Below are 20,204 nucleotides of genomic sequence, written 5' to 3' on the forward strand. Positions count from 1 at the left end.
GCCGGCCCGCTCGGGCCGGCAGCCTCACGAGGACTCCAGCATGACCTTCACGCGTCGGCGCTTCCTGCATGCGAGCGCCCAGGCAAGTGCCGCCCTGTGCCTGTTCAATACCCTCGGCGCCCAGGCCGCCACGCCCTTCTCCGGTATCCAGACAGCACCAACGCTCAAGGCTCCGGCTGGCAGTGTCGACTGCCACATGCACCTCTACGACGACCGCTATCCGGCCGCGCCAGGCTCCAAGCTGCTACCGCCCAATGCCTCCCTGGACGACTACCGCCAGTTGCAGGCGCTGCTGGGGCTGCAACGCCTGGTGATCGTCACGCCGTCCACCTATGGCACCAACAATGGTTGCCTGCTCGATGGTCTGGCGCGCTGCGGAGGGCAGGCCCGGGGTGTGGCGGTCATCGACCGACAGATCACGGATGTCCAATTGCAGGAACTGCATCAGGCGGGGGTGCGGGGGATCCGCTTCAACCTCAGCTATGGCGGCGCCGATCTGGCAGATCTGGAGCCCCTGGCCGCGCGGGTCAATGAGCTGGGTTGGAACGTCCAGGTGGTCGCCCCAGGCAATCAGCTGGTGGAACTCGAAAGCCGACTACAGCGCCTGCCGGCGCGACTGGTGATCGATCACCTCGGCCATGTGCCGCAGCCGGAAGGCGTGCAGTCGGCGGCCTTCGCCGTTCTCGGTCGTCTGCTGGACGGGGAGCGCACCTGGGTAAAACTGTCAGGGCCCTATATCAGAACGCGCAGTGGTCCGCCGGACTATGCCGACGTCGGTGCCGTGGCGGGGGAGCTGGTCCGCCGGCATCCCGAGCGGCTGCTGTGGGGCAGCGACTGGCCGCACCCCACGATGCCGGCTGACAACAAACCGGACGACGGACACATCTTCGACCTGCTGGCCGAGTGGGCCCCCGATGACCAGACGCGTACCGCCATCCTGCGTGACAACCCGGTCAGTCTGTACGGCTTTTGACCGTTGAGCCGTACAGCGGCTTGCCGCCCAGGCTGCGGGTCAGTTCGTCGGCGGTGGCACCCAGTACCCCATGCAAGGCGCGAGCGCGTTCCTGGGTGAGGCGATTGGCCGGGCCGGAGATGACCAGGGCGCCGAGCAGTTCTTCCTGGGCACCATAGATCGGCAGCGCCAGGGACGCGGCATGGGGATCGGTGACACCACAGGAGTAGTAGGGCGTCAGACCGGCCTTGGCGACCTCATGGGAGGTCTGCAGGGCCTGGGCGCTGGCCGCTTCGTCCATGGGGCGCATGTCGCCGGGCTGCAGGTGCAGGCGCAGGCGATGTGGCGAATTCACCCGGTACTGGCAGAGTCGATAGGCGCCGTGGCGCACATAGAAGGAAGCGGTCTCGCCACTCTCTTCGGTCAGCTGGTGCAGGCGCGGCATGATGTGGCGCTCCACGTCGTGGGCGTCCTGGTAGATGGCATTCAGCCTCACCACTTCGCTGGCCAGCATGTAGCGGCCATCGGCGAGGCGCGTGACCAGGCCAAAGGTCTCCAGCGAGACCAGCAGGCGCATGATGGTGCTCTTGATCAGCCCGGTGCGGGTGGTGAGCTCGGCCAGGCTCAGGGCCGAATCGCCGATACGAAAGGCGGTGAGCACGGTCAGGACGCGGTCGGCGGAGGCGACGCCGGCAACCTCCGGGCGTGGACGAGGGGTGTTCAACCTGGATGTCTCCTGAGCGGGCGGGAAGCCGCATTATCCGCGAGCGAGCCACAAGCGCCTAGGGTTTGCTTGGCCCTCACCCCAGCCCTCTCCCTGAGGGAGAGGGTGTATTCGAGCGTAGGTTGGCTTTCGTAGGTTGCGGTTGTGCGCAGCGAAGCCCAACACGGAACACCGCTATCAACCGTCAGCCCTTCAGCCCAACTCCCCATTGAGCTTGCGCAGCAGGCGCAACAGCTCGGCCCGTTCGGTATCGTCCAACTGGGCGGTGGCGGCGCGGTCGCTGGCGGCGGCGCGGTCCTTGAGTTCACCGACCAGGGCGCGACCCTGGTCGGTGAGGTGCAGGGCGTAGGCGCGGCGGTCCTGAGTATCGCGTACCCGGGCGGCCAGGCCCTGGCGTTCCAGCTTGTTCAGCAGCAGGACCAGTTGCGGCGGCTCGATGGCCAGGCGCCGAGCCAGGTCGGCCTGCATCAGGCCTGGCTCCTGTTCGAGGATCACCAGGGCGGTGAACTGGGCAGGGCGCAGGTCGTAGCTCGCCAGGCTGTCCACCAGGTGCTGGAACATCCTCATCTGGGCGCGGCGCAGGGCATAGCCTACGGCGGTGTCCAGCCAGGGAGTGGCGGCAGGGTCCAGGGGCGTGGTGTCGTCGAGGGAACTCATCGGCGGGAAGGGCTTCCGTCGGAGATGGCGAGAGGAGGGTATCGAGGGGTCATTCTAGTCCAGATCCCGTCTCGCGCGTCGATGGCGATAGGCGAACTGGGCGCGGCTCAGGCCAAGCAGTCGCGCGGCGGCGGCCACATTGCCGCGGCTGCGCACCAGGGCTTCGTCCAGCAGCTCGGCTTCGAGCTGACCCAGATACAACGAGCGTTCGTCATCCACGCCGAGGCGCTCCAGCCAAAGTGACGCTCTGGCAACGCTTCCACGAGATCGGTCGGTAGCGGCTCACCGTGAAGTAGAGGGAGGTCGTTAAATTCGTTAGGGGCGCTAACGCTCACCCGTGCTCCATGGGTTCTGCAGTTCGCGTACATCGCCGGGAAAAATGTAGTCGCCGACAACAATCAATTCGAACAGGCCAGAACCGCACCGAAGGGCGCAAGTTCGTCGTCAACTTCCTGCACAAGCTCTAGCGCTAGCGATCGATCGGGATGCCCCGGTTCGGCGGCGGCGTAGGCGCCGGCGGCTGGGGCTGCTGGGCCTGAGGGTGGGGCACCATATGCCAGCTCTCGTCACGCGGACGGCGGTCGATGTAGACCGGTACCGGCTGATAGAGGATGCCTGATCCACGTACCTCGGTCTGCTGCCGAAAGGTGGAAGAGGAGGACGAGCCACCAACCACGGTGATGTCATCGACCGGGCGCTGACGGCTGCTGGCCGGTGCCGGTACAACGGTGACTTCGCGCGGCGCGACGGCCGGCGGAGGCGTGGCGGGTTTGGGCGGAGGGGTGAAGCCGTTGCTGTCGGGCAGATTCTGCAGCGGAATGGTGGTGATCTGACTATTGGTCGGGCAAGCGCCCTGGGTATAGGTCGTCCGCCCCTGGGCGTCCACGCATTTGTAGACATCCTGAGCGGCCACGACGCCACTGGCGAACAGCAGGCCATAGAGCAGCGAACGCATGATGAGGCCCTCCGGGCACTCGAAGTGTCACCTGCAGGATACAAGATGACCGCGACGGCTCCCAGTATCGAGAATAAGCCTGCGGCTAATCGTCAGACCTTAAAGGCTAGGCCTGGTCTGCTGTGAACGTATAACATCCTGAAACATTCTTTCCAGGACAGCGACGCGTGAAGTGGTTCGTTATCGGCGGTTTTTTCCTCTGCGTTTTGTATGTGCACTTCCGCGGTCGGGTGCGCCATCGCTTCCTCCGTCAGCTCAGTGATCATTCGACGGTGCTGGCACCGCTGAACACCTTCATGTTCCTGACGTCGCGGGTACCCAACCAGCCCTATCACCCGGTGGAGCGCTTTCCCGAACTCCAGGTGCTGCAGGACAACTGGCAGCTTATCCGCGACGAGGCCCTGGACCTGCTGCGCGCCGGCCAGATCAAGAAAGCCGCCGAGCACAACGATGCCGGCTTCAACTCCTTCTTCAAGAGCGGCTGGAAGCGCTTCTATCTGAAGTGGTACGGCGACAGCCATCCTTCCGCCATGCAGCTGTGCCCGCAGACCACCGAACTGCTGCGGGGCATCGGCACGGTCAAGGCCGCCATGTTCGCCGAGCTGCCGCCCGGCTCGCGGCTGGTGCGCCATCGGGATCCCTACGGTGGCTCCCTGCGCTATCACCTGGGCTTGAACACGCCCAACGATCCGCGCTGCTTCATCGAGGTGGACGGCCAGCGCTATCACTGGCGCGATGGCCAGGCGGTGGTGTTCGACGAAACCTTCATCCACTACGCCGAGAACACCACCGAGCAGGATCGCATCATCCTGTTCTGCGACATCGAGCGGCCCCTGCGCTATGGCTGGGCCGGCGCCTTCAACCGCTGGGTCAGCGGCACCCTGCTGGCCTCCGCGGCCTCGCCCAATGACGCCAGCGACAGAACCGGCGGCCTCAACCGCGCCTTCCGGCATCTCTATCGTATCCGCCAGCGTGGCAAGGCGCTGAAAAAGCGCAACCGCTTCCGCTACTACCTCGAACAGTGGCTGCTGCTGGCGGTGCTGATCGGCGTGGTCATCTGGATCTGACGGTCGCCTTCGTCAGCCAAGACAGCGGTTCGACTTGACCCCGACGCGAATCGCCTCTAATACTGTATAAATATACAGATAGAGGCGATAGCCATGGACAACACCCCTGCAGGTCTGGCGGCATGAGCGGCGGCGCCAGCCTGGCCCGGCTATTCGAGGAGCGGCGGCTCTGGAAGGGGCAGACCAGTCCCGAGGCCCGGCGTAGCCGGCAGCCCACCGGCGTCGCGGCCCTCGATGCCTATCTGCCCGGGGCAGGGTGGCCCGAAGCGGCCCTTACCGAATTGCTGCTCGCCGGGCCTGGCCACGGTGAGTTGCGCCTGCTCTGGCCGACCCTGGCTCGTCTGAGCCAGGCCGCCGAACGCATCGCCCTGATCGGCCCGCCGCTGTTGCCCTATCCCCTGGCCTGGCAGGCGGCCGGCGTGGTGCTGGAATCCCTGGTGGTGATCCGCGCCCAGGGCGCCGAGGTGCTCTGGGCCGCCGAGCAGTGCCTGCGTTCGGGATGCTTCGGCGCGGTGCTCTGCTGGCCCGAGCGGGCCGATGATCGCCAGTTGCGCCGGTTGCAGGTCGCCGCCGAGAGCGGTCGTACCCTGGCCTTTGCCCTGCGCCCGGCCGCCGCCCTGGACAATCCCTCGCCAGCGGCCTTGCGCCTGGAACTCAAGGCGCCTCTCGAACGGGTCCACATCCGCAAATGCCGGGGTGGTCAGCCCGGTTCTCTCAGCCTGGCCGGCGGCGCTTGAGCAGGCCATGCGCTGGGCCTGCATCCTCTTTCCGCAGCTGGCACTGGATGCCGTGCTGCGCCGCCATCCGCAGCCGGAGCAGCCGCTGGTGCTGCTGGCCGGACCGCCACACCGACGCCTGCTGCAAGCCGTCAATCCGGCTGCGCGGGCCCTGGGGCTGCGTCCCGGCCTGACCCTGGCCGCTGCCCAGGCACTGACCCGCGACTTCGAGCAGCAGGAGCACGATCCGGCGCTCATCGAGACGGCCGAAGCGTTGCTGGCGGCCTGGGGTTATGGCTTCAGCTCCCAGGTCAGCCGCCACTATCCCCGGGCGCTGTTGCTGGAGGTGCAGTCCAGCCTGCCGCTGCTGGGACCCTGGCCGCGTCTTGAGCGGCGCCTGCGGCAGGAACTCGAGGCCCTGGGCTTTCGTCATCGACTGGCCCTGGCGCCCAACCCGGTGGCGGCGCGGATGCTGACCAATGTCGCCGATGGTCTGGTCGCGTCCCCCGAAGATCTGCCGCACCTGCTCGACCGCCTGCCCGTGGAGCGGGCCGGTTTCGCCCCCCAGCAGGCCCAGGCACTGGTACGCATGGGCATCCGCCGCCTGGAGCAGCTCAAGGCCCTGCCCAGGGCTGCCCTGGCCCGGCGTTTCGCGCCCGAGCTCCTGCAGCAGCTGGATCTGCTGTGCGGCAGTCGCAGCCTGGCGCTGGAGTTCTATCGGCCGCCCGATCGCTTCGTGGCGCGGGTGGAACTCAACTTCGAGGTGGAGTCCCACCAGGCGCTGCTGTTCCCGCTGCGCCGCCTCACCGCCGACCTGGCCGCCTGGCTGGCCAGTCGCGACCGCGGCGTGCAGCGTTTCCTCCTGTGGCTGGAGCATCGCCAGGGCCCGGCCAGCACCCTCACCATCGGCCTGCTGGCGCCCGAGCGGGATGCCGCCCTGCTGTTCGAATTCGCCCGTGGCCGTCTCGAACAACTGCAGGTGGTGGCGCCGGTCCTGGCGCTGCGTCTGGAAAGCGAGGAATTGCCGCTTTTCGTACCCGAGCGCCACGGGCTGTTCGACGAGCGACCGGATCAGGCCGTGGGGTGGGAGGTACTGCGCGAGCGCCTGCGCGCGCGGCTGGGCGAGGAGGCGGTGCTCGGCCTTGGCATTCAGGCGGATCACCGCCCCGAGCGGGCCCTGGTCTGGCGTCACGAACGGCGCCCGGAAACCGCCTTGCCCGGCCTGCGACCGGGCTGGCTGCTGCACGAACCGCGCCCCCTCGACGGTCAGCCAAGACGGGTCCTGGCCGGTCCCGAACGCATCGAAAGCGGCTGGTGGGACGGCGGCGACCAGCGCCGTGACTACTACCGCATTGAGGTGGCCGACGGACGCCAGGCCTGGGCCTTCCGCCGCTATGGCGAAGAGGCGCCCTGGTGGATCCAGGGCTGGTTCGCATGAGCGGCTATGCCGAGTTGCACTGCCTGTCGAATTTCAGTTTCCAGCGCGGTGCCTCCAGTGCCCTCGAATTGTTCGAGCGGGCCAAGGCGCTGGGCTACGAGGCGCTGGCCATTACCGACGAATGCACCCTGAGCGGCATCGTCCGGGCCTGGCAGGCGGCGCGCCAGGTCGGGCTGCCCCTCGTCGTCGGCAGCGAGATGACCCTGGACGACGGCCTGCGCCTGGTGCTGCTGGTGGAGGATCTCCAGGGCTATGCAAGTCTCTGCGCCCTGATCACCCGGGCGCGCCGCCGTGCCCCCAAGGGGCGCTACCAGCTAGGTCGCGCGGATCTGCAGCAATCCTTGCCCGGCCTGCTGGCCATCTGGTTGCCGGGCAGCGAGCCCCTGGTCGAGGAGGGCGCCTGGCTCAAGCAGGTCTTCGCCAAGCGGCTGTGGATAGGCGTCGAGTTGCTGCGCCAGGCCGACGATGCCGCCCGGCTCGCCCAGCTGCAGGCGCTGGGTACGCAGCTGGATCTGCCTGGGGTGGCCTGCGGTGACGTGCACATGCACACCCGGGGGCGACGCGCTCTGCAGGATGTGCTCACCGCCATCCGCCATCATCTGCCGGTGGCCCAGGCCGGTTACCGGTTGCACCCCAATGGCGAGCGCCATCTGCGGCCGCTGGCGGTGTTGGAAGGGCTCTATCCTGAAGCCCTGCGCGGCGAAACCCTGAAGATCGCCACCCGCTGCCGCTTCGACTTGGGTGAGTTGCGCTACCACTACCCCCATGAGGTGGTACCTGCTGGCGAAACGGCCCATTCCTGGCTCGCCGAACTGACCCGTCGCGGCCTGGCCTGGCGCTGGCCGGAAGGGCCGCCAGACAGGGTCACCCAGCAGGTAGCGCTGGAGCTGGCGCTAATCGCCGAGAAGGGCTACGAGAACTACTTTCTTACCGTGCACGACATCGTCGACTACGCCCGCCGCCAGCACATCCTCTGCCAGGGCCGTGGTTCGGCGGCCAACTCGGTGGTCTGCTACGTGCTGGGGATCACCGAGCTGAATCCGCTCACCGGCCATCTGCTGTTCGAGCGCTTCATCTCCCGCGAACGCGACGAGCCGCCCGACATCGACGTAGACTTCGAGCACGAGCGACGCGAAGAGGTCATCCAGTACGTCTTTCGCCGCTATGGCCGCGAACGAGCCGCGCTCACCGCGGTGGTCAGTACCTATCACGCCGCCGGCGCCCTGCGCGATGTCGGCAAGGCTCTGGGCCTGCCGGGTGACCAGCTCGATGCCCTGTCCGGCTGCGCCGGGCGCTGGACCGACGAGATCCCGGGCCCGCAGCGCCTGCGCGAGGCAGGTTTCGACCCGGACAGCCCGCTGCTGCAGCGGGTGCTCATCCTCGCCGGGCAGCTGATCGGGTTTCCCCGGCATCTCTCCCAGCATCCCGGCGGCTTCGTCATCTCCGAGGCTCCCCTGGCGACGCTGGTGCCGGTCGAGAATGCCGCCATGCCCGAGCGTACCCTGATCCAGTGGGACAAGGACGACCTCGATGCCGTGGGCCTGCTCAAGGTCGACATCCTCGCCCTGGGCATGCTCAGCGCCCTGCGCCGCTGCTTTGACCTGGTCGCCGACTGGCGCGACCAGCGCTGGACCCTGGCCAGCCTGCCCCAGGAGGATGGGCCTACCTATGCCATGATCTCCCGTGCCGATACGGTGGGAGTGTTCCAGATCGAATCCCGCGCCCAGATGGCCATGCTGCCGCGCCTCAGGCCCCAGACCCTCTACGACCTGGTGATCGAGGTGGCCATTGTCCGGCCCGGCCCCATCCAGGGCGACATGGTGCATCCCTACCTGCGCCGCCGGAATGGGGAGGAAGAGGCGGACTATCCCCATGACGAGCTACGCCCGGCTCTGGAACGTACCCTGGGGGTGCCGCTGTTCCAGGAGCAGGTGATGCAGATCGCCATGGTCGCCGCCGAATACACCCCAGGCGAGGCCGATCAGCTGCGGCGTTCCATGGCCGCCTGGAAGCGCCATGGTGGCCTCGAACCCCACCGCGAGCGGCTGCACAGGCGCATGGTCGAGCGCGGCTATAGCCCGGCATTCGCCGCGCGTCTCTTCGAACAGATCAAGGGCTTTGGCAGCTATGGCTTTCCCGAATCCCATGCGGCCAGCTTCGCCCTGCTGACCTATGCCAGCTCCTGGCTCAAGTGCCATGAGCCGGCCGCCTTCGCCTGTGCCCTGGTCAACAGCTGGCCCATGGGGTTCTACAGCCCCGACCAGGTCCTTCAGGACGCCCGGCGCCACGGCATCGAGGTGCGTGCCGTGACCGTGCAGGCCAGCGACTGGGACTGCCGGCTGGAGGCGGGCGCGGGCCATCAGCCGGCGATCCGCCTGGGCTTGCGACTGGTGCAGGGGCTGGCGGAAGCGGTCGGCCGGCGTCTGGTTGCCGCGCGAGGCACGCAGCCTTTTCGCGATGTCGAGGACCTCTGCCGGCGCGCGGAGCTGGATGCCCGAGCGCGCGGGCAACTGGCCGAGGCTGGCGCCCTGGCGGAGCTCGCCGGCGATCGCCATCAGGCGCGCTGGGCCATGGCCGGGGTGGAGCGCCAGCTGCCGCTGTTCGAGGCGGCCGGCAGCGCCGCCGAGGAGCGCCCGGTCTTGCCTGCGCCCAGTGTCGCCGAAGAGGTCCACGCCGACTATCGCATGCTGGGTACCACCCTGGGTCCGCATCCGCTGTCCCTGCTCAGGGGCGAACTCCAGGCGCGGCGTTGCCGGGATTTTCGCCAACTGGCCGAGATTGAGCCAGGCACCCTGGTGCGGGTAGCAGGCCTGGTGCGCGGACGGCAGCGACCCGGCACGGCCAGTGGGGTGATCTTCGTGACCCTGGAAGACGAGCACGGCATGCTCAATGTGGTGGTCTGGCGCGCGGTGGGCGAGCAGCAGCGACGACCGCTGTTGCAGGCTCGGCTGCTACAGGTCGAGGGGCATCTGGAGCGCGAGGCGGGGGTACAGCACCTGATCGCCGGTCGCTTGACCGACCTGAGTCCACTGCTCGACGAACTCATGGTGTCGAGTCGGGACTTTCACTAGGGCGAGGAGAGGGTAGAGCGGGAGGGGTGAAGCGGAGGACTGTCTTCCGAAGCGCTCTTGAGCGCCCGGAAGACAAGAATCGACCAACGCAGTCTTAGCTGACGGCGTCTTTCAGGCCTTTGCCGGGCTTGAAGCCGGGCAGCTTGGCAGCGGCGATCTTGATGGTGGCACCGGTCTGCGGGTTGCGGCCTTCGCGAGCAGCGCGCTCTTTTACTGCGAAAGTTCCGAAACCGACCAGGCTGACGCTGTCGCCTTGCTTCAGGGCGTCGGTCACCGCAGTGGTGAAGGCGTCCAGGGCTTTGGCAGCGGTGGCCTTGGGCAGGTCGGCAGACGCGGCAATGGCGTCGATCAGCTCAGCTTTATTCATGTAAAAACTCCATGTGTGAGTATTGGCCAGGCAGTATAGCGGCAGCTTTGCCTTGCGTAGAGCCTTTGTGAGCCTCTACGTGGCCGGTTGAAGCAGCCTTGTTGTTCGGCGCTACAGGATACGCATAGCGGGCGAAAGAACGATAGGGTATTCGATCTGGCAGGGGCGTGAAAACCTGATCCGCACTGCATTTTCCACGCTTCACAGCCCAGCCGTCGCCTTTTTGGGCAGCGCCGATGGCCGTTTGGTTTCCTCCAGGCGCCGAACGAAAAGTCGCGAGCGTGGGTGAGGCGAGGCGAAAACGCTGCGTAAGCAAGCTTCACGCATGGTGAATGAGCACGGCGACGGGGCCACCCTGACAGCGCTGGCGCCCAGCGGTTTTGCAGCGAAGCATCACCCAGCGCTGCTGGTTTTGGTACAGCGCCTAGGCTACCCGGTCAGGAGAAAGCTGGGGCTGCAGCGGTGGCGTAAGAGGTGGTAGACCATAGGCGGCGCGGGCAGCATCGCAGTGGGGATTGGCTTCGCCGTTCTCCCAGGCGGCGGTGAACTCGCGGCAGGTGCTAGAGCGGTTCTCGTAGACGGTACAGCGGGTACCGCAGCCCACCTCGCCCAGCAGCGCCACGCAGCGTACCGGCTTCTGCTCGGTGCCCTGCATGGCCGCCAGATGGGGGCTGACCGCGACGGTCAGGTAGTCGGGGACCAGGCCGCCTGCCGACTGGCATTCGCCCCAATAGAAAGACACGCGGAAATGGGCGCAGCAGGCGCCACAGTTGAGGCAGGGATTCTCGGTCGACATGGACGAACGCCATCGCAGAAACCGGCAGCGCCGGCGGGACAGACGTGGATTCTAGGCAAGCCCCAGCAAGCTGCGAAGCCCCCCGCAATGACCGTTCGGCGGCGACCTACGGCAGTCTTTTCAGGTGTCCGGGTGTGACCAGATGTCGCTGCAGCCAGGCGATGAACAGCCGTACCTTGGCCGGTACCAGTCGCCGATGAGGATAGAGGGCGTGGATGGCGATGGCCTGGGTATGCCAGGGGGTGAACAAGCGCTCCAGCCGACCCGTCGCCAAATCGGCACTCACCAGGAAATCCGGCTGGCGAATGATGCCGTGGCCGTCCAGCGCCGCCTGGTGCAGGACACTGCCATTGTTGGCACGCAGATGCCCGCTGACCTTGACCTGCAAACGCTCTCCCTCCCGCTGGAATTCCCAGTCGTCGCCATCGCTGGCGTAGCTGTAGAGCAGGCAGCGATGCTGGCGCAATTCGGCGGGATGCTCAGGGCGCCCATGGCGCTGCAGATAGGTGGGCGCGGCGCAGATGAACAGTTCCACCGCCCCCAGCGGCTGTGCCACCAGGCTGGAGTCACTCAGCTCGCCGATGCGCACGGCCAGATCGAAACCCTCCTCGACCAAGCGCACCTGCCGATCACTCAGTTCCAGGTCGATGGAGACGTCCGGATACTCATGCAGGAAGCTGCTCACCAGGGGCGCCAGGTGACGCACACCGAAGGTGAGGGGGGCACTGACTCTGAGCCGTCCGCGAGGGCGCTCGTGGCCCTCCTGCAGGCGCTGCTCCAGCACGTCCAGATCGCCCAGCAGCGGCACGAGCCCTTCATAGAGTGTACGACCGGCCTCGGTCAGGCTCAGGGTACGGGTGGTACGTTGCAACAGGCGGGTGCCGTAGTGCCGTTCCAGGGCGGCCAGGTGCTTGGTGAGCGCCGAGCGAGACAGCTCCAGACGCTCGGCCGCGGCTGTCAGGCTGCCCAGTTCGACGATCTTGATGAAGGCCTGCAAGGATCTCAACGTATCCAAAGATTGTTTCCAATACGTGCACAGTTCATTCCCAGGGTGCGCCTTTATTCGCTGCTTGGAAACAGGACAATAGGCTCATCTTCCTGTCCGAGAATCATCATGACCGACCGCACCTCGTCCCATGCCGCCCTGTTGCTGCGCCTCGCCCTGGGCGCCATGTTCCTTGCCCATAGCCTGACCAAGTTGCTGGTGTTTACCCTGCCGGGCACGGCGGGCTTCTTCGCCTCGGTGGGCTTTCCTGGCTGGATGGCGTATCCGGTCACCTTCTTCGAACTGGGCGCGGGCGTGCTCTTGATCCTGGGCGCCTGGGTGCGTCCGGTCGCGGCAGTGGCCGCCGTCCAACTGTTCGTTGCCGCGACGGTCCATTTCGGCAACGGCTGGTCCTTCTCCAATCCCAACGGCGGCTGGGAATATCCGATCTTCCTTGCCGTGACCGCCGCTGCCCTGGCCCTGCTGGGCGCAGGTCGGCTCTCCTGGGATGCCCGCAAGCACGCCTGATCACCCTACGAGGTCGCCACCATGTCGCTTCCCACCTTGTTCGTTTCCCACGGCTCGCCCATGGAGGCGCTCGATGCCGGCGCGGCGGGCGAGGCCTGGCGCGCCCTGGGGCAGGCCCTGCCGACCCCGGCGGCCATCGTCATGGTGTCGGCGCACTTCGATACCCGGATACCGGTATTCGGCAACGCCAAGCGGCCGGCCACCGTCCATGACTTCCATGGCTTTCCCGAGGCCCTCTACCGGCTGGATTATCCTGCGCCTGGCGCTCCGGCCCTGGCCGACCAGCTGGCTCAGGGGCTACGTGACCAGGGCTGGGAGGCCGAAACCGGTGAGCAGGGACTGGACCATGGCGCCTGGGTGCCTTTGCGCTATCTCTATCCCGATGCTCGGATCCCCGTGGTACCCCTGTCGATGAGCGCCGCGCGCGGACCGGAGTACCATTTCGCCTTGGGTCAGGCGCTGGCCCAGGTGCTAACCGCCGATACCCTGCTGATCGGCTCCGGCAGCCTGACCCACAACCTGGGTGATTTCCGCCGTGGCGGTGACGAGTCACCTGGCTATGTGCGGGACTTCCAGCAGTGGATCCAGGGCCGTCTGCGCGAGCGGGACCTGGAGGCCTTGCTCGATTACCGGCGCCAGGCACCGGGTGCCCGCCAGGCGCATCCTACCGACGAGCACCTGTTGCCGCTCTTCGTCGCTCTCGGTGCAGCGGATCCGCAAGGCAGCTTCCAGGTCCATCACGACGGCATCGCCCATCGCATCCTGGCCATGGATCTCTACGGCTTTTCCCGCCACTAGCCGATCAAAAAGAAGGCCCGGGTCAATCGCTGACCCGGGCCCTTGTCTTTCGGACGAAACTGCTCGCTGCAGGCATCGCTCCTCAGCCGAACAGCTCCGGACCGTAGCCCCACATCAGCACCGTGGTAGCCATCAGCACTTCCAGCACCAGCACCCCGATGGCCAGGGTGGAGCCGGACATGATGAAGCCTTCCCGCTGGTCGATGTTGAGGAAGGAGGGGATGCCGGTGTAGAGCAGGTAGGCCGAATAGGCCAGGCCGACGATCCCGGCGATTGCGCACAACCACACCAGTGGATAGAAGCCCACCAGCCCGCTCAGCAACATGGGCGTGGCCACGTAGCCGGCGAAGAGAATGCAGCGATTGGCACTGGGCCGATCCGGATAGCGCCGCGCCAGCCAATGGATCACGTGCCCCATCGCCACCACTGCAGCCATGATCAGTGCATAACTGATGACCGCCAACACCACGGCGGTAGGTAGATCCAGTACATGGGCCTCGCCGCCGCCGAAGCGCCAGCCGAAGGTGGTGGTACCCACCAGCGAGGCGACGACGGGAATGGCGGCCAGGAAGGCGACGTGATGGGCAAAGAAGTGCCCGACCGTTTCCCCTTCGCGACGAATCTGTTGCCACTCGCGATCGGGATGGGCCAGCAGGCCCCAGACATGATTGATCATGATTCTGCTCCTCACCCGCTGTGGTCGCCGCAAGCGGGCCTCTATGGGATGGCGAACGCTGTGTCTCACGCAACTGGCGACTACCTTTGGAGTATAGAAGAGCTCTGCAATGCGTCATGCGAGCCGACGAAGGGCAGTCTGCCTGGAAACGAAGCGACCAATGGTCATGGGGCACCAGTCCGGTGCACTTTTTCATGCGGTATCACCCGTTGGTGCCCTACGCTCGATACCTGACCACCTGGACAGGATATTGCTTGCTCAAGGCATCTGTTACCGCCATACGAGGCCCGCCATGCCATCTCTCGACATCATCATCGCCGGTGCCGGCATGGGCGGCCTCACTGCCGCCCTGGCGCTCGGTCAGGCCGGGCATCGGGTCCGCCTGTTCGAGCGGGCGCAGGACCTGGCCCCCATCGGCGCGGCTCTCTCCATCTGGCCAAACGGCGTCAAGGTGCTCGAACGCCTCGGCCTCGGACCGGCTATCGCGGCGGTGAGCGGCGATATGCAGACCATGAGCTATCACGATCGCGAAGGGCGGTTGCTCACCCGCTTCAGCCTGCTGCCTCTCTATAAGGCGGTCGACCGCCCGGCGCGTCCCATCGCCCGCGCCCACCTGCAGCGACTGTTACTGGACGCCGTGGGGACCGAACGGGTGACCCTGGGCGTCGCTTGCGAGGATTTCGCACAGGACGCGGACGGCGTGACCGTGCAGCTCAGCGACGGTCGTCGCGAGCGAGCCGATCTGCTGATCGCCGCCGATGGCACCCACTCGCGCTTGCGGGATCGGGTGGTGGGGCAGGCGATCACCCGGGAATACTGTGGCTACGTGAATTGGAATGGCCGGGTCGCCATCGCGCCGGAGCTGGCGGACGAGCACGAATGGGCGCAATTCGTCGGGGATCACCAGCGCGTCTCGCTGATGCCCATGGGCGGCGGCGAATTCTATTTCTTCTTCGATGTGCCCCTGCCCAAGGGCACGCCCAACGAGCGCGATCTGTACCGCGCGGAGCTGGCCGCGCACTTCGCCGGCTGGGCACCGCCGGTGCAGCGCCTCATCAAGCGCCTGGATCCTCAGGGCGTGGCTCGTGTGGAAATCCACGATACCCGTCCGCTGCCGACGCTGGTACGGGGACGGGTGGCCTTGCTGGGCGATTCCGCCCATGCCATGGCGCCGGATCTGGGGCAGGGCGGTTGCCAGGCCATGGAAGACGCCTGGGTGCTGGCGCGGTGCCTGGAGGCAGACGCCGATCCGCGCGTGGCACTCCAGGCCTATGAGCAGGCGCGCCTGGAGCGGGTCGCCGGGATCGTCGAGCGAGCGCGCAAGCGCTGCGAGATCACCCATGGCCACGAGCCCCTGGCCACCCAGGCCTGGTACGCTGAATTGGCCCGCGAAACCGGGGAGACGGTGATCGCCGGCCTGCGCAAGACCGCCGACGGCGGCCCGCTGTGAATTAGCCCTGGCCCACGGTGACGATTGGCAGTGCCGGGGGTCGAAAAGCCCACGTCCTCGTCGGAGAGTTAGCCCATGCGTCTGCGTCTCGCCCTGACCCTCGCCAGCTTCGCCATCGCTCCGCTGGCCTTCGCCGCCGATGGCGGCTGCCCCTATCCGCAAACGGTGAAATTCGCCGGGCCCAACTGGGAAAGCGGCATGTTCACCACCGAGGTCCTGCGCCTGCTGGTGGAGAAGGGCTACGGTTGCCAGACCGACAGCGTGCCGGGCAATACCGTGACGCTGGAAAACGCCCTGGCACAAAACGACATCCAGGTCACCGGCGAGCAGTGGGCCGGGCGCAGTCCGGCCTGGCGCGCGGCGGAAAAGGCCGGCAAGGTCTTTGCCGTGGGCGAGACGGTCAAGGGCGCCACCGAAGGCTGGTGGGTGCCGGAATACCTGGTCAAGGGCGATCCCGCTCGCGGTATCAAGGCCAAGGCGCCGGATCTGAAGAGCGTGGCCGATCTGCCCCGCTATAAAGAGCTGTTCCGCGATCCGGAAGAGCCGGGCAAGGGCCGCTTCCTCAACTGCCCGACCGGCTGGACCTGCGAGATCGTCAACAGCCAGAAGCTCAAGGCCTACAAGCTCACCGACAGCTACACCAACTTCCGCACCGGCACCGGCCCTGCGCTGGATGCGGCCATCGCCACCGCCATGCGCCGGGGTGAGCCGGTGCTCTTCTACTATTGGTCGCCGACCCCCTTGATGGGCCGCTACAAGCTGGTTCAGCTGGAAGAACCGCCCTTCAGCGAGAAAGCCTGGGCGACGCTGTCGGATCCCAAGAATCCCGATCCGCTGCCATCGCGCTCGCTGCCGGCCAAGATCACCATCGGCGTCTCCCGCGACCTGCATGACAAGGCGCCAGCCCTGGTGGCGCTGTTCGAAAAGGTCGAATTCCCCCTCGACCAGTTCAACGGCATCCTCGCGGGCATGGCGGAGAAGCGTGAAGACGCCCAGGTGGTGGCCAAGCGTTTCCTCAAGGAGCATCCGGAGGTCTGGACATCCTGGCTGCCGGCGGAAAACGCCGAGCGGGTGAAGGCGGCGCTCTAAGTGCAGTGATAGAGGATAATGGCGGTTTTCCGTACTGGAGCCGCCCATGACCGTTGCCGCCCTTACCATGTACGTCGAGCCCGCTGAGGTGCGCGATGCCTATCGCCAGCTCGCCGAGACTGTGGCACTACGCCTGGGGACGACGCTCGAACCTGCGCCCGAAGAGCTGCCTGCGCTCTGGAGCCATCCCGAGCTGCTGCTGGCCCAGACCTGCGGCTATCCCTGGGTCACCCGACTGCGCGGCCAGGTGCGCCTGGTCGCTGCGCCGCGTTACCGCTTCGATGGCTGCGAAGGCGCCGAGCATTGCGCCTTCATCCTGGTACCCGAAACCCTCGAAGCGAGCAGCCTCGCGGACCTGCGCGGTAAGCGCGTGGCGCTCAACAGCCTGGATTCCAACACCGGCATGAATCTCCTGCGCCAGGCCGTGGCCCCCCTGGCCGAGCGCGGGCGCTTCTTTGGCGAAGTGATCGTCAGCGAGAGCCATGCCAACAGCCTGGCGCTGTTGCAGCAGGGGCACGCCGACGTGGTTGCGGTGGACGCCGTGACCTATGGCTACCTGCAGCGCGCTGAACCCGAGCGAGTGACCGGTCTGCGCCCGCTGCAGCGTACCCGCCGGAGTCCGGCGCTGCCCTTTATCACCGCGGCCAGTCGCTCCGATGCGGAGGTTCAGGCTTTGCGTGAGGCACTAAGCGACAGCCTGGCCGCCGATCCCGAGCTGGCCGAACGCCTCGCCATCGAGGGCTTCACCGCAGTAGACGAAGCGACCTATCTGCCCCTGCTGGACTGGCGCCGCGAGGCGGTGGAGCAGGGCTATCCGGTGATTGCGTAGGTGGGGATGAGATAGCGCCATCATCGAAGCCCAAACATGAAGGGGCCAGGCCTGGCACCGTTGCTGCCGCGTTCCGCCCCATCGCGGCCATGGGCCGCTCCTACGGGACAGCATGCCTCTGTAGGAGCAGCCCATGGCCGCGATGAGCATCATAGGTTGGGTTGAGACGGCTCCATCGTCAAAGCCCAAACATGAAGGGGCCAGGCCTGGCACCGTTGCTGCCGCGTTCCGCCCCATCGCGGCCATGGGCCGCTCCTACGGGACAGCATGCCTCTGTAGGAGCGGCCCATGGCCGCGATGAGCGTCGTAGGTTGGGCTGAGGCAGCTCCACCGTCGAAGCCCAACATGAGGACTCCGCCCTTTGGGCTTCGCTGCCCTCAACCAACCTACGCCGGCACTCCCTCCTGCAGCCGCCGAAACTCCATCAGGTCATGGCTGCAGAACAGTGTCAGCCCCAGATCCTGGCGCAGGGAGAGTTCGCGCAGGCGGGCCTGGTTGTCCAGGCGGCTGGCGCGGTCGTCTTCCATCAGGCGCTGGTAGAACCTCAGACCCGGCGTGCAGTGACGCTCGGGGCGGCCCATCTCGTCGCGGTAGAAGTAGGCGTCACCGGCGTGCAGCAGCCAGCCGCCCTCATGCTGGATGGCGATGCCGGCATGGCCCGGGGTATGACCGGGCAGCGGGATCATCAGGATCTCCGGCGGCAGCCCAGGCAGGTCACGCACGCTGGCGAAGCCGTTCCACTGCTCGCCCTGGGGTTCATGGAAATTCCAGTGGCGGATCCCTTCCCACTGCGCCGGGCTGTAGCGACGGCGGCCGATGAAGCCGTGGCGCTGGCGCTGGGCGTCCCACTCACGCTGGAGCACATGGACCTGGGCCTGGGGAAAGTCATCCAGGCCGCCCGCGTGATCGAAGTCCAGGTGGGTCAGCACGATATGGCGAACATCGCCCGGACGAAAACCCAGGCGGCGAATCTGCGCCAGGGCGCTGAGCTCGGGGTCGTACTGGATGCGATTCATCAGCCGGAAGAAGGGACTCAGCCGCCGACCGCGCTCCTTGAGGTCGGCTTCACCGAAACCGGTATCCACCAGCACCAGACCGGACTGGTCCGTCTCCACCAGCAGGCAATGGCAGGCGAGGTGCGCGGCGAGGCCACGGCTGAAACCGTCGTACAGTGCCCCACCCAGGGGGCACATGCAGCCACAGTTGAGGTGATGGATACGCATGGTGGGCTCCGTGAGAATGTTCTCCGGTAGAAGAGGCGAGGGCGGACAAAGTTCGAGCGCAACGGCCGTCCGCTCAGGCGACCCTGCTGGCGCTGATGCTTGCCAGCAAGGGCCGGCAGGCCTAGGGTGGCGACGATCAATCGACTGGAGCACGATTCTTGGGTAGCGACAGCCAGGCGGGCGCCGCCGTCTATTCGCCTCTTACCCTGCGCCTCTACGACGCCTGGGTACTGGGGATTTCCAACCGGTACGCCTGGGGCTGTCCCACCGGCGAGGTCCTGTTGCCGTTCTTCCGCCAGCACGTCGGTCGACGTCATCTCGAAGTGGGCGTGGGCACCGGCTACTACCTGGCCAAGGCGGATCTGCCGGCCGACACCGAGGTCACCCTGCTGGATCTCAACCCCGCCAGTCTCACCGCCGCCCGCGCGCGTCTAGGGCGTCTGGCCCGGACCCTGCGCCACGATGTGCTGGAGCCGCTGGACGCTGCGGTTGGCCCCTTCGATTCCATCGCCCTGTTCTATCTGCTGCACTGCCTGCCGGGCAGCCTGGCGCAGAAGGGGCGGGCGTTCGCCCAGCTCGCACCAGTACTGGCACCCGGTGGCGTGGTATTCGGCGCCACCATCCTGGGCGACGCCGCGGGCCACAACGGCTTCGGCCAACGGCTGATGACCCTGTACAACCGCAAGGGCATCTTCGGCAACGCGGGCGATACCCTGGCGGATCTCGAGCGTGAGTTGCGTCGGCATTTCGTCCAGGTCGAGTTGCGCCAAGTGGGTCGGGTGGCGCTGTTCAGTGCCCGTGAGCCCCACGCAGGCAGTGCCAGAGCCTTCGGCTGAACCCTGAGCCTTCGGCGCTGACCAAGGTAGGATCGCCAGCGGAACGGCTCTGCCGTCCTGGCCCTCCCAGTGCAGACGGAGCCTCTCATGCCCACAGCCTTTCCCCGCCGTTCCCTCCTGGCCGCCGGCCTCTCCCTTGGCCTGCTGGCCGCCGGCACTGCCCAGGCCGACAGCTGGTGCGCCAGCAAGCCGGTGAAGTTCGCCGGGGTGAACTGGGAAAGCGGCATGCTGCTCACCGAACTGATGGGCTTCGTCCTGCAGCACGGCTATGACTGCAAGGTGGATAGCATTCCCGGCAACTCCATCACCCTGGAGCAGGCCCTGGGCAACAACGACATTCAGGTATTCGCCGAGGAGTGGATCGGCCGCAGCGAGGTCTGGAACAAGGCCGCCGCAGCCGGCAAGGTGGTTGGCGTAGGCGCCCCCATCGAAGGCGCCACCGAGGGCTGGTACGTGCCGCGCTACCTGGTGGAAGGCAAGGGTGCCAAGGCGCCCAACTTGAAGAGCATCGCCGACCTGGGGCAGTACGCCGAGCTGTTCCGCGATCCGGAAGAGCCCGGCAAGGGGCGCTTCTACAATTGCCCGGCCGGCTGGACCTGCGAGCTGGAAAACACCCAGATGCTGCAGAGCTACGGCCTGAGCGACAAGTACACCAACTTCCGCCCCGGTACCGGACCGGCGCTGGACGCCGCCATCGTCTCGGCCACCCGCCGCAAGCAGCCGATCCTCACCTACTACTGGTCGCCGACGCCGCTGCTGGGCCGGGTCGACATGGTGCAGCTCAAGCCACGCGACGGCGAGGAGAAGCACATCCAGGTGCAGGCCGGACTCTCCAAACCCTTCCACGACGGCGCCCCCGAACTGGTGGCCATACTGAGCCGCGTCAATGTGCCCATCGACCTGCTCAACCGCACCCTGGCCGAACAGGCCGAAGCCAAGCAGGACGCGCCTGCCGCCGCCAAGGCGCTGCTCAAGGCCCATCCCGAACTCTGGCAGGCCTGGGTGACCGACGCCGCGGCGCGCAGCAAGATCCAGGCGGCGCTCTAG

The 20,204-nt window shown here is 66.7% G+C and carries 21 protein-coding genes; 12 read left to right on the top strand and 9 right to left on the bottom strand.

All coding sequences use genetic code 11. The annotated features are described in order from the left end of the window. The first annotated feature begins 40 nt into the window (after positions 1–40). Complete coding sequence (locus PJ259_RS01200; RefSeq protein WP_271654419.1) at positions 41–973, top strand: amidohydrolase family protein; 933 nt, start codon at positions 41–43, stop codon at positions 971–973. On the opposite strand, the gene PJ259_RS01205 is transcribed toward PJ259_RS01200, so the two are convergent. The 4 genes from PJ259_RS01205 to PJ259_RS01220 form a co-directional block, all read right to left on the bottom strand. Beyond that, complete coding sequence (locus tag PJ259_RS01205) at positions 954–1,676, bottom strand: IclR family transcriptional regulator (RefSeq protein WP_271654420.1); 723 nt, start codon at positions 1,674–1,676, stop codon at positions 954–956. The two genes, PJ259_RS01200 and PJ259_RS01205, sit on opposite strands and share 20 nt — an antisense overlap. Positions 1,677–1,868: 192 nt before the next feature. Further along, on the bottom strand, positions 1,869–2,333 hold the full coding sequence (locus tag PJ259_RS01210) for a MarR family winged helix-turn-helix transcriptional regulator (protein ID WP_271654421.1): 465 nt from the start codon (positions 2,331–2,333) through the stop codon (positions 1,869–1,871). A 54-nt stretch (positions 2,334–2,387) separates the two neighbouring features. Further along, positions 2,388–2,552, bottom strand: a complete 165-nt coding sequence (locus tag PJ259_RS01215; protein WP_442964868.1) for a helix-turn-helix domain-containing protein — start codon at positions 2,550–2,552, stop codon at positions 2,388–2,390. 250 nt (positions 2,553–2,802) lie between these two features. Then, positions 2,803–3,288, bottom strand: a complete 486-nt coding sequence (locus tag PJ259_RS01220) for a DUF4124 domain-containing protein (RefSeq protein ID WP_271654422.1) — start codon at positions 3,286–3,288, stop codon at positions 2,803–2,805. 167 nt (positions 3,289–3,455) lie between these two features. Between PJ259_RS01220 and lpxO the strand changes: the two genes are divergently transcribed. From lpxO to PJ259_RS01240, 4 genes are all read left to right on the top strand, one after another. Next, positions 3,456–4,355: a lipid A hydroxylase LpxO gene (lpxO, locus tag PJ259_RS01225; RefSeq protein ID WP_271654423.1), complete on the top strand. Its 900-nt coding sequence runs from the start codon at positions 3,456–3,458 to the stop codon at positions 4,353–4,355. Between the two features lie 122 nt (positions 4,356–4,477). Then, positions 4,478–5,092 carry a translesion DNA synthesis-associated protein ImuA gene (imuA, locus tag PJ259_RS01230; protein WP_271654424.1) on the top strand — a complete coding sequence of 205 codons (615 nt, stop codon included), beginning with the start codon at positions 4,478–4,480 and terminating at the stop codon, positions 5,090–5,092. 7 nt (positions 5,093–5,099) lie between these two features. Beyond that, on the top strand, positions 5,100–6,509 hold the full coding sequence (locus tag PJ259_RS01235) for a Y-family DNA polymerase (RefSeq protein ID WP_271654425.1): 1,410 nt from the start codon (positions 5,100–5,102) through the stop codon (positions 6,507–6,509). Beyond that, the gene (locus PJ259_RS01240; RefSeq protein WP_271654426.1) at positions 6,506–9,580 is read left to right on the top strand and encodes an error-prone DNA polymerase; all 3,075 of its coding nucleotides are present in this window, start codon (positions 6,506–6,508) and stop codon (positions 9,578–9,580) included. Before PJ259_RS01235 ends, PJ259_RS01240 begins: the two co-directional genes overlap by 4 nt. A 94-nt stretch (positions 9,581–9,674) precedes the next feature. Here the strand turns inward: PJ259_RS01240 and PJ259_RS01245 are convergent, their stop codons facing one another. The 3 genes from PJ259_RS01245 to PJ259_RS01255 all read right to left on the bottom strand — a co-directional run bounded on the left by PJ259_RS01245 (position 9,675) and on the right by PJ259_RS01255 (position 11,758). Further along, positions 9,675–9,947: an HU family DNA-binding protein gene (locus tag PJ259_RS01245; protein WP_007159052.1), complete on the bottom strand. Its 273-nt coding sequence runs from the start codon at positions 9,945–9,947 to the stop codon at positions 9,675–9,677. 424 nt (positions 9,948–10,371) lie between these two features. Beyond that, positions 10,372–10,743, bottom strand: coding sequence for a YkgJ family cysteine cluster protein (locus PJ259_RS01250; RefSeq protein WP_059314338.1), 372 nt, complete (start codon positions 10,741–10,743; stop codon positions 10,372–10,374). A 106-nt stretch (positions 10,744–10,849) separates the two neighbouring features. Next, the gene (locus PJ259_RS01255; RefSeq protein WP_271654427.1) at positions 10,850–11,758 is read right to left on the bottom strand and encodes a LysR family transcriptional regulator; all 909 of its coding nucleotides are present in this window, start codon (positions 11,756–11,758) and stop codon (positions 10,850–10,852) included. Positions 11,759–11,857: 99 nt separating this feature from the next. Here PJ259_RS01255 and PJ259_RS01260 point away from each other — a divergent pair, with 99 nt between their 5' ends. Next, entirely contained in the window at positions 11,858–12,256 is a 399-nt protein-coding gene (locus PJ259_RS01260; protein WP_442964869.1) for a DoxX family protein, read from the top strand. A gap of 21 nt (positions 12,257–12,277) precedes the next feature. Continuing rightward, the gene (locus PJ259_RS01265) at positions 12,278–13,054 is read left to right on the top strand and encodes a DODA-type extradiol aromatic ring-opening family dioxygenase (protein WP_271654428.1); all 777 of its coding nucleotides are present in this window, start codon (positions 12,278–12,280) and stop codon (positions 13,052–13,054) included. Between the two features lie 82 nt (positions 13,055–13,136). On the opposite strand, the gene PJ259_RS01270 is transcribed toward PJ259_RS01265, so the two are convergent. Further along, positions 13,137–13,730, bottom strand: a complete 594-nt coding sequence (locus tag PJ259_RS01270; protein ID WP_007159047.1) for a Yip1 family protein — start codon at positions 13,728–13,730, stop codon at positions 13,137–13,139. A 292-nt stretch (positions 13,731–14,022) separates the two neighbouring features. Here PJ259_RS01270 and hpxO point away from each other — a divergent pair, with 292 nt between their 5' ends. The 3 genes from hpxO to PJ259_RS01285 all read left to right on the top strand — a co-directional run bounded on the left by hpxO (position 14,023) and on the right by PJ259_RS01285 (position 17,098). Beyond that, positions 14,023–15,180 (top strand): FAD-dependent urate hydroxylase HpxO, encoded by a 1,158-nt coding sequence (hpxO, locus tag PJ259_RS01275; protein WP_271654429.1) that lies wholly within the window; start codon positions 14,023–14,025, stop codon positions 15,178–15,180. 75 nt (positions 15,181–15,255) lie between these two features. Next, complete coding sequence (locus PJ259_RS01280) at positions 15,256–16,269, top strand: ABC transporter substrate-binding protein (RefSeq protein WP_059314342.1); 1,014 nt, start codon at positions 15,256–15,258, stop codon at positions 16,267–16,269. Between the two features lie 46 nt (positions 16,270–16,315). Then, positions 16,316–17,098, top strand: coding sequence for a phosphate/phosphite/phosphonate ABC transporter substrate-binding protein (locus PJ259_RS01285; protein WP_271654430.1), 783 nt, complete (start codon positions 16,316–16,318; stop codon positions 17,096–17,098). 386 nt (positions 17,099–17,484) lie between these two features. Here the strand turns inward: PJ259_RS01285 and PJ259_RS01290 are convergent, their stop codons facing one another. Continuing rightward, positions 17,485–18,321 carry an MBL fold metallo-hydrolase gene (locus PJ259_RS01290; protein ID WP_271654431.1) on the bottom strand — a complete coding sequence of 279 codons (837 nt, stop codon included), beginning with the start codon at positions 18,319–18,321 and terminating at the stop codon, positions 17,485–17,487. Positions 18,322–18,479: 158 nt separating this feature from the next. Between PJ259_RS01290 and PJ259_RS01295 the strand changes: the two genes are divergently transcribed. Both PJ259_RS01295 and PJ259_RS01300 read left to right on the top strand, forming a co-directional pair. Next, a complete protein-coding gene (locus PJ259_RS01295; protein WP_059314345.1) occupies positions 18,480–19,157 on the top strand; it encodes a class I SAM-dependent methyltransferase in 678 nt (225 codons plus the stop codon). 87 nt (positions 19,158–19,244) lie between these two features. Beyond that, the gene (locus tag PJ259_RS01300; RefSeq protein ID WP_271654432.1) at positions 19,245–20,204 is read left to right on the top strand and encodes an ABC transporter substrate-binding protein; all 960 of its coding nucleotides are present in this window, start codon (positions 19,245–19,247) and stop codon (positions 20,202–20,204) included.

The organism is Pseudomonas sp. JBR1 (assembly GCF_028198185.1).
GTDB lineage: Bacteria > Pseudomonadota > Gammaproteobacteria > Pseudomonadales > Pseudomonadaceae > Chryseomonas > Chryseomonas oryzihabitans_E.

What these genes read in the sequence shown, in the direction of transcription:
- PJ259_RS01200 (WP_271654419.1), top strand. Translation starts at nt 41, where the DNA reads ATGACCTTCACGCGTCGGCGCTTCCTGCATGCGAGCGCCCAGGCAAGT.
- PJ259_RS01210 (WP_271654421.1), bottom strand. Translation starts at nt 2,333, where the DNA reads ATGAGTTCCCTCGACGACACCACGCCCCTGGACCCTGCCGCCACTCCC.
- PJ259_RS01220 (WP_271654422.1), bottom strand. Translation starts at nt 3,288, where the DNA reads ATGCGTTCGCTGCTCTATGGCCTGCTGTTCGCCAGTGGCGTCGTGGCC.
- imuA (WP_271654424.1), top strand. Translation starts at nt 4,478, where the DNA reads ATGAGCGGCGGCGCCAGCCTGGCCCGGCTATTCGAGGAGCGGCGGCTC.
- PJ259_RS01235 (WP_271654425.1), top strand. Translation starts at nt 5,100, where the DNA reads ATGCGCTGGGCCTGCATCCTCTTTCCGCAGCTGGCACTGGATGCCGTG.
- PJ259_RS01240 (WP_271654426.1), top strand. Translation starts at nt 6,506, where the DNA reads ATGAGCGGCTATGCCGAGTTGCACTGCCTGTCGAATTTCAGTTTCCAG.
- PJ259_RS01245 (WP_007159052.1), bottom strand. Translation starts at nt 9,947, where the DNA reads ATGAATAAAGCTGAGCTGATCGACGCCATTGCCGCGTCTGCCGACCTG.
- PJ259_RS01250 (WP_059314338.1), bottom strand. Translation starts at nt 10,743, where the DNA reads ATGTCGACCGAGAATCCCTGCCTCAACTGTGGCGCCTGCTGCGCCCAT.
- PJ259_RS01260 (WP_442964869.1), top strand. Translation starts at nt 11,858, where the DNA reads ATGACCGACCGCACCTCGTCCCATGCCGCCCTGTTGCTGCGCCTCGCC.
- PJ259_RS01265 (WP_271654428.1), top strand. Translation starts at nt 12,278, where the DNA reads ATGTCGCTTCCCACCTTGTTCGTTTCCCACGGCTCGCCCATGGAGGCG.
- PJ259_RS01270 (WP_007159047.1), bottom strand. Translation starts at nt 13,730, where the DNA reads ATGATCAATCATGTCTGGGGCCTGCTGGCCCATCCCGATCGCGAGTGG.
- hpxO (WP_271654429.1), top strand. Translation starts at nt 14,023, where the DNA reads ATGCCATCTCTCGACATCATCATCGCCGGTGCCGGCATGGGCGGCCTC.
- PJ259_RS01280 (WP_059314342.1), top strand. Translation starts at nt 15,256, where the DNA reads ATGCGTCTGCGTCTCGCCCTGACCCTCGCCAGCTTCGCCATCGCTCCG.
- PJ259_RS01285 (WP_271654430.1), top strand. Translation starts at nt 16,316, where the DNA reads ATGACCGTTGCCGCCCTTACCATGTACGTCGAGCCCGCTGAGGTGCGC.
- PJ259_RS01290 (WP_271654431.1), bottom strand. Translation starts at nt 18,321, where the DNA reads ATGCGTATCCATCACCTCAACTGTGGCTGCATGTGCCCCCTGGGTGGG.
- PJ259_RS01300 (WP_271654432.1), top strand. Translation starts at nt 19,245, where the DNA reads ATGCCCACAGCCTTTCCCCGCCGTTCCCTCCTGGCCGCCGGCCTCTCC.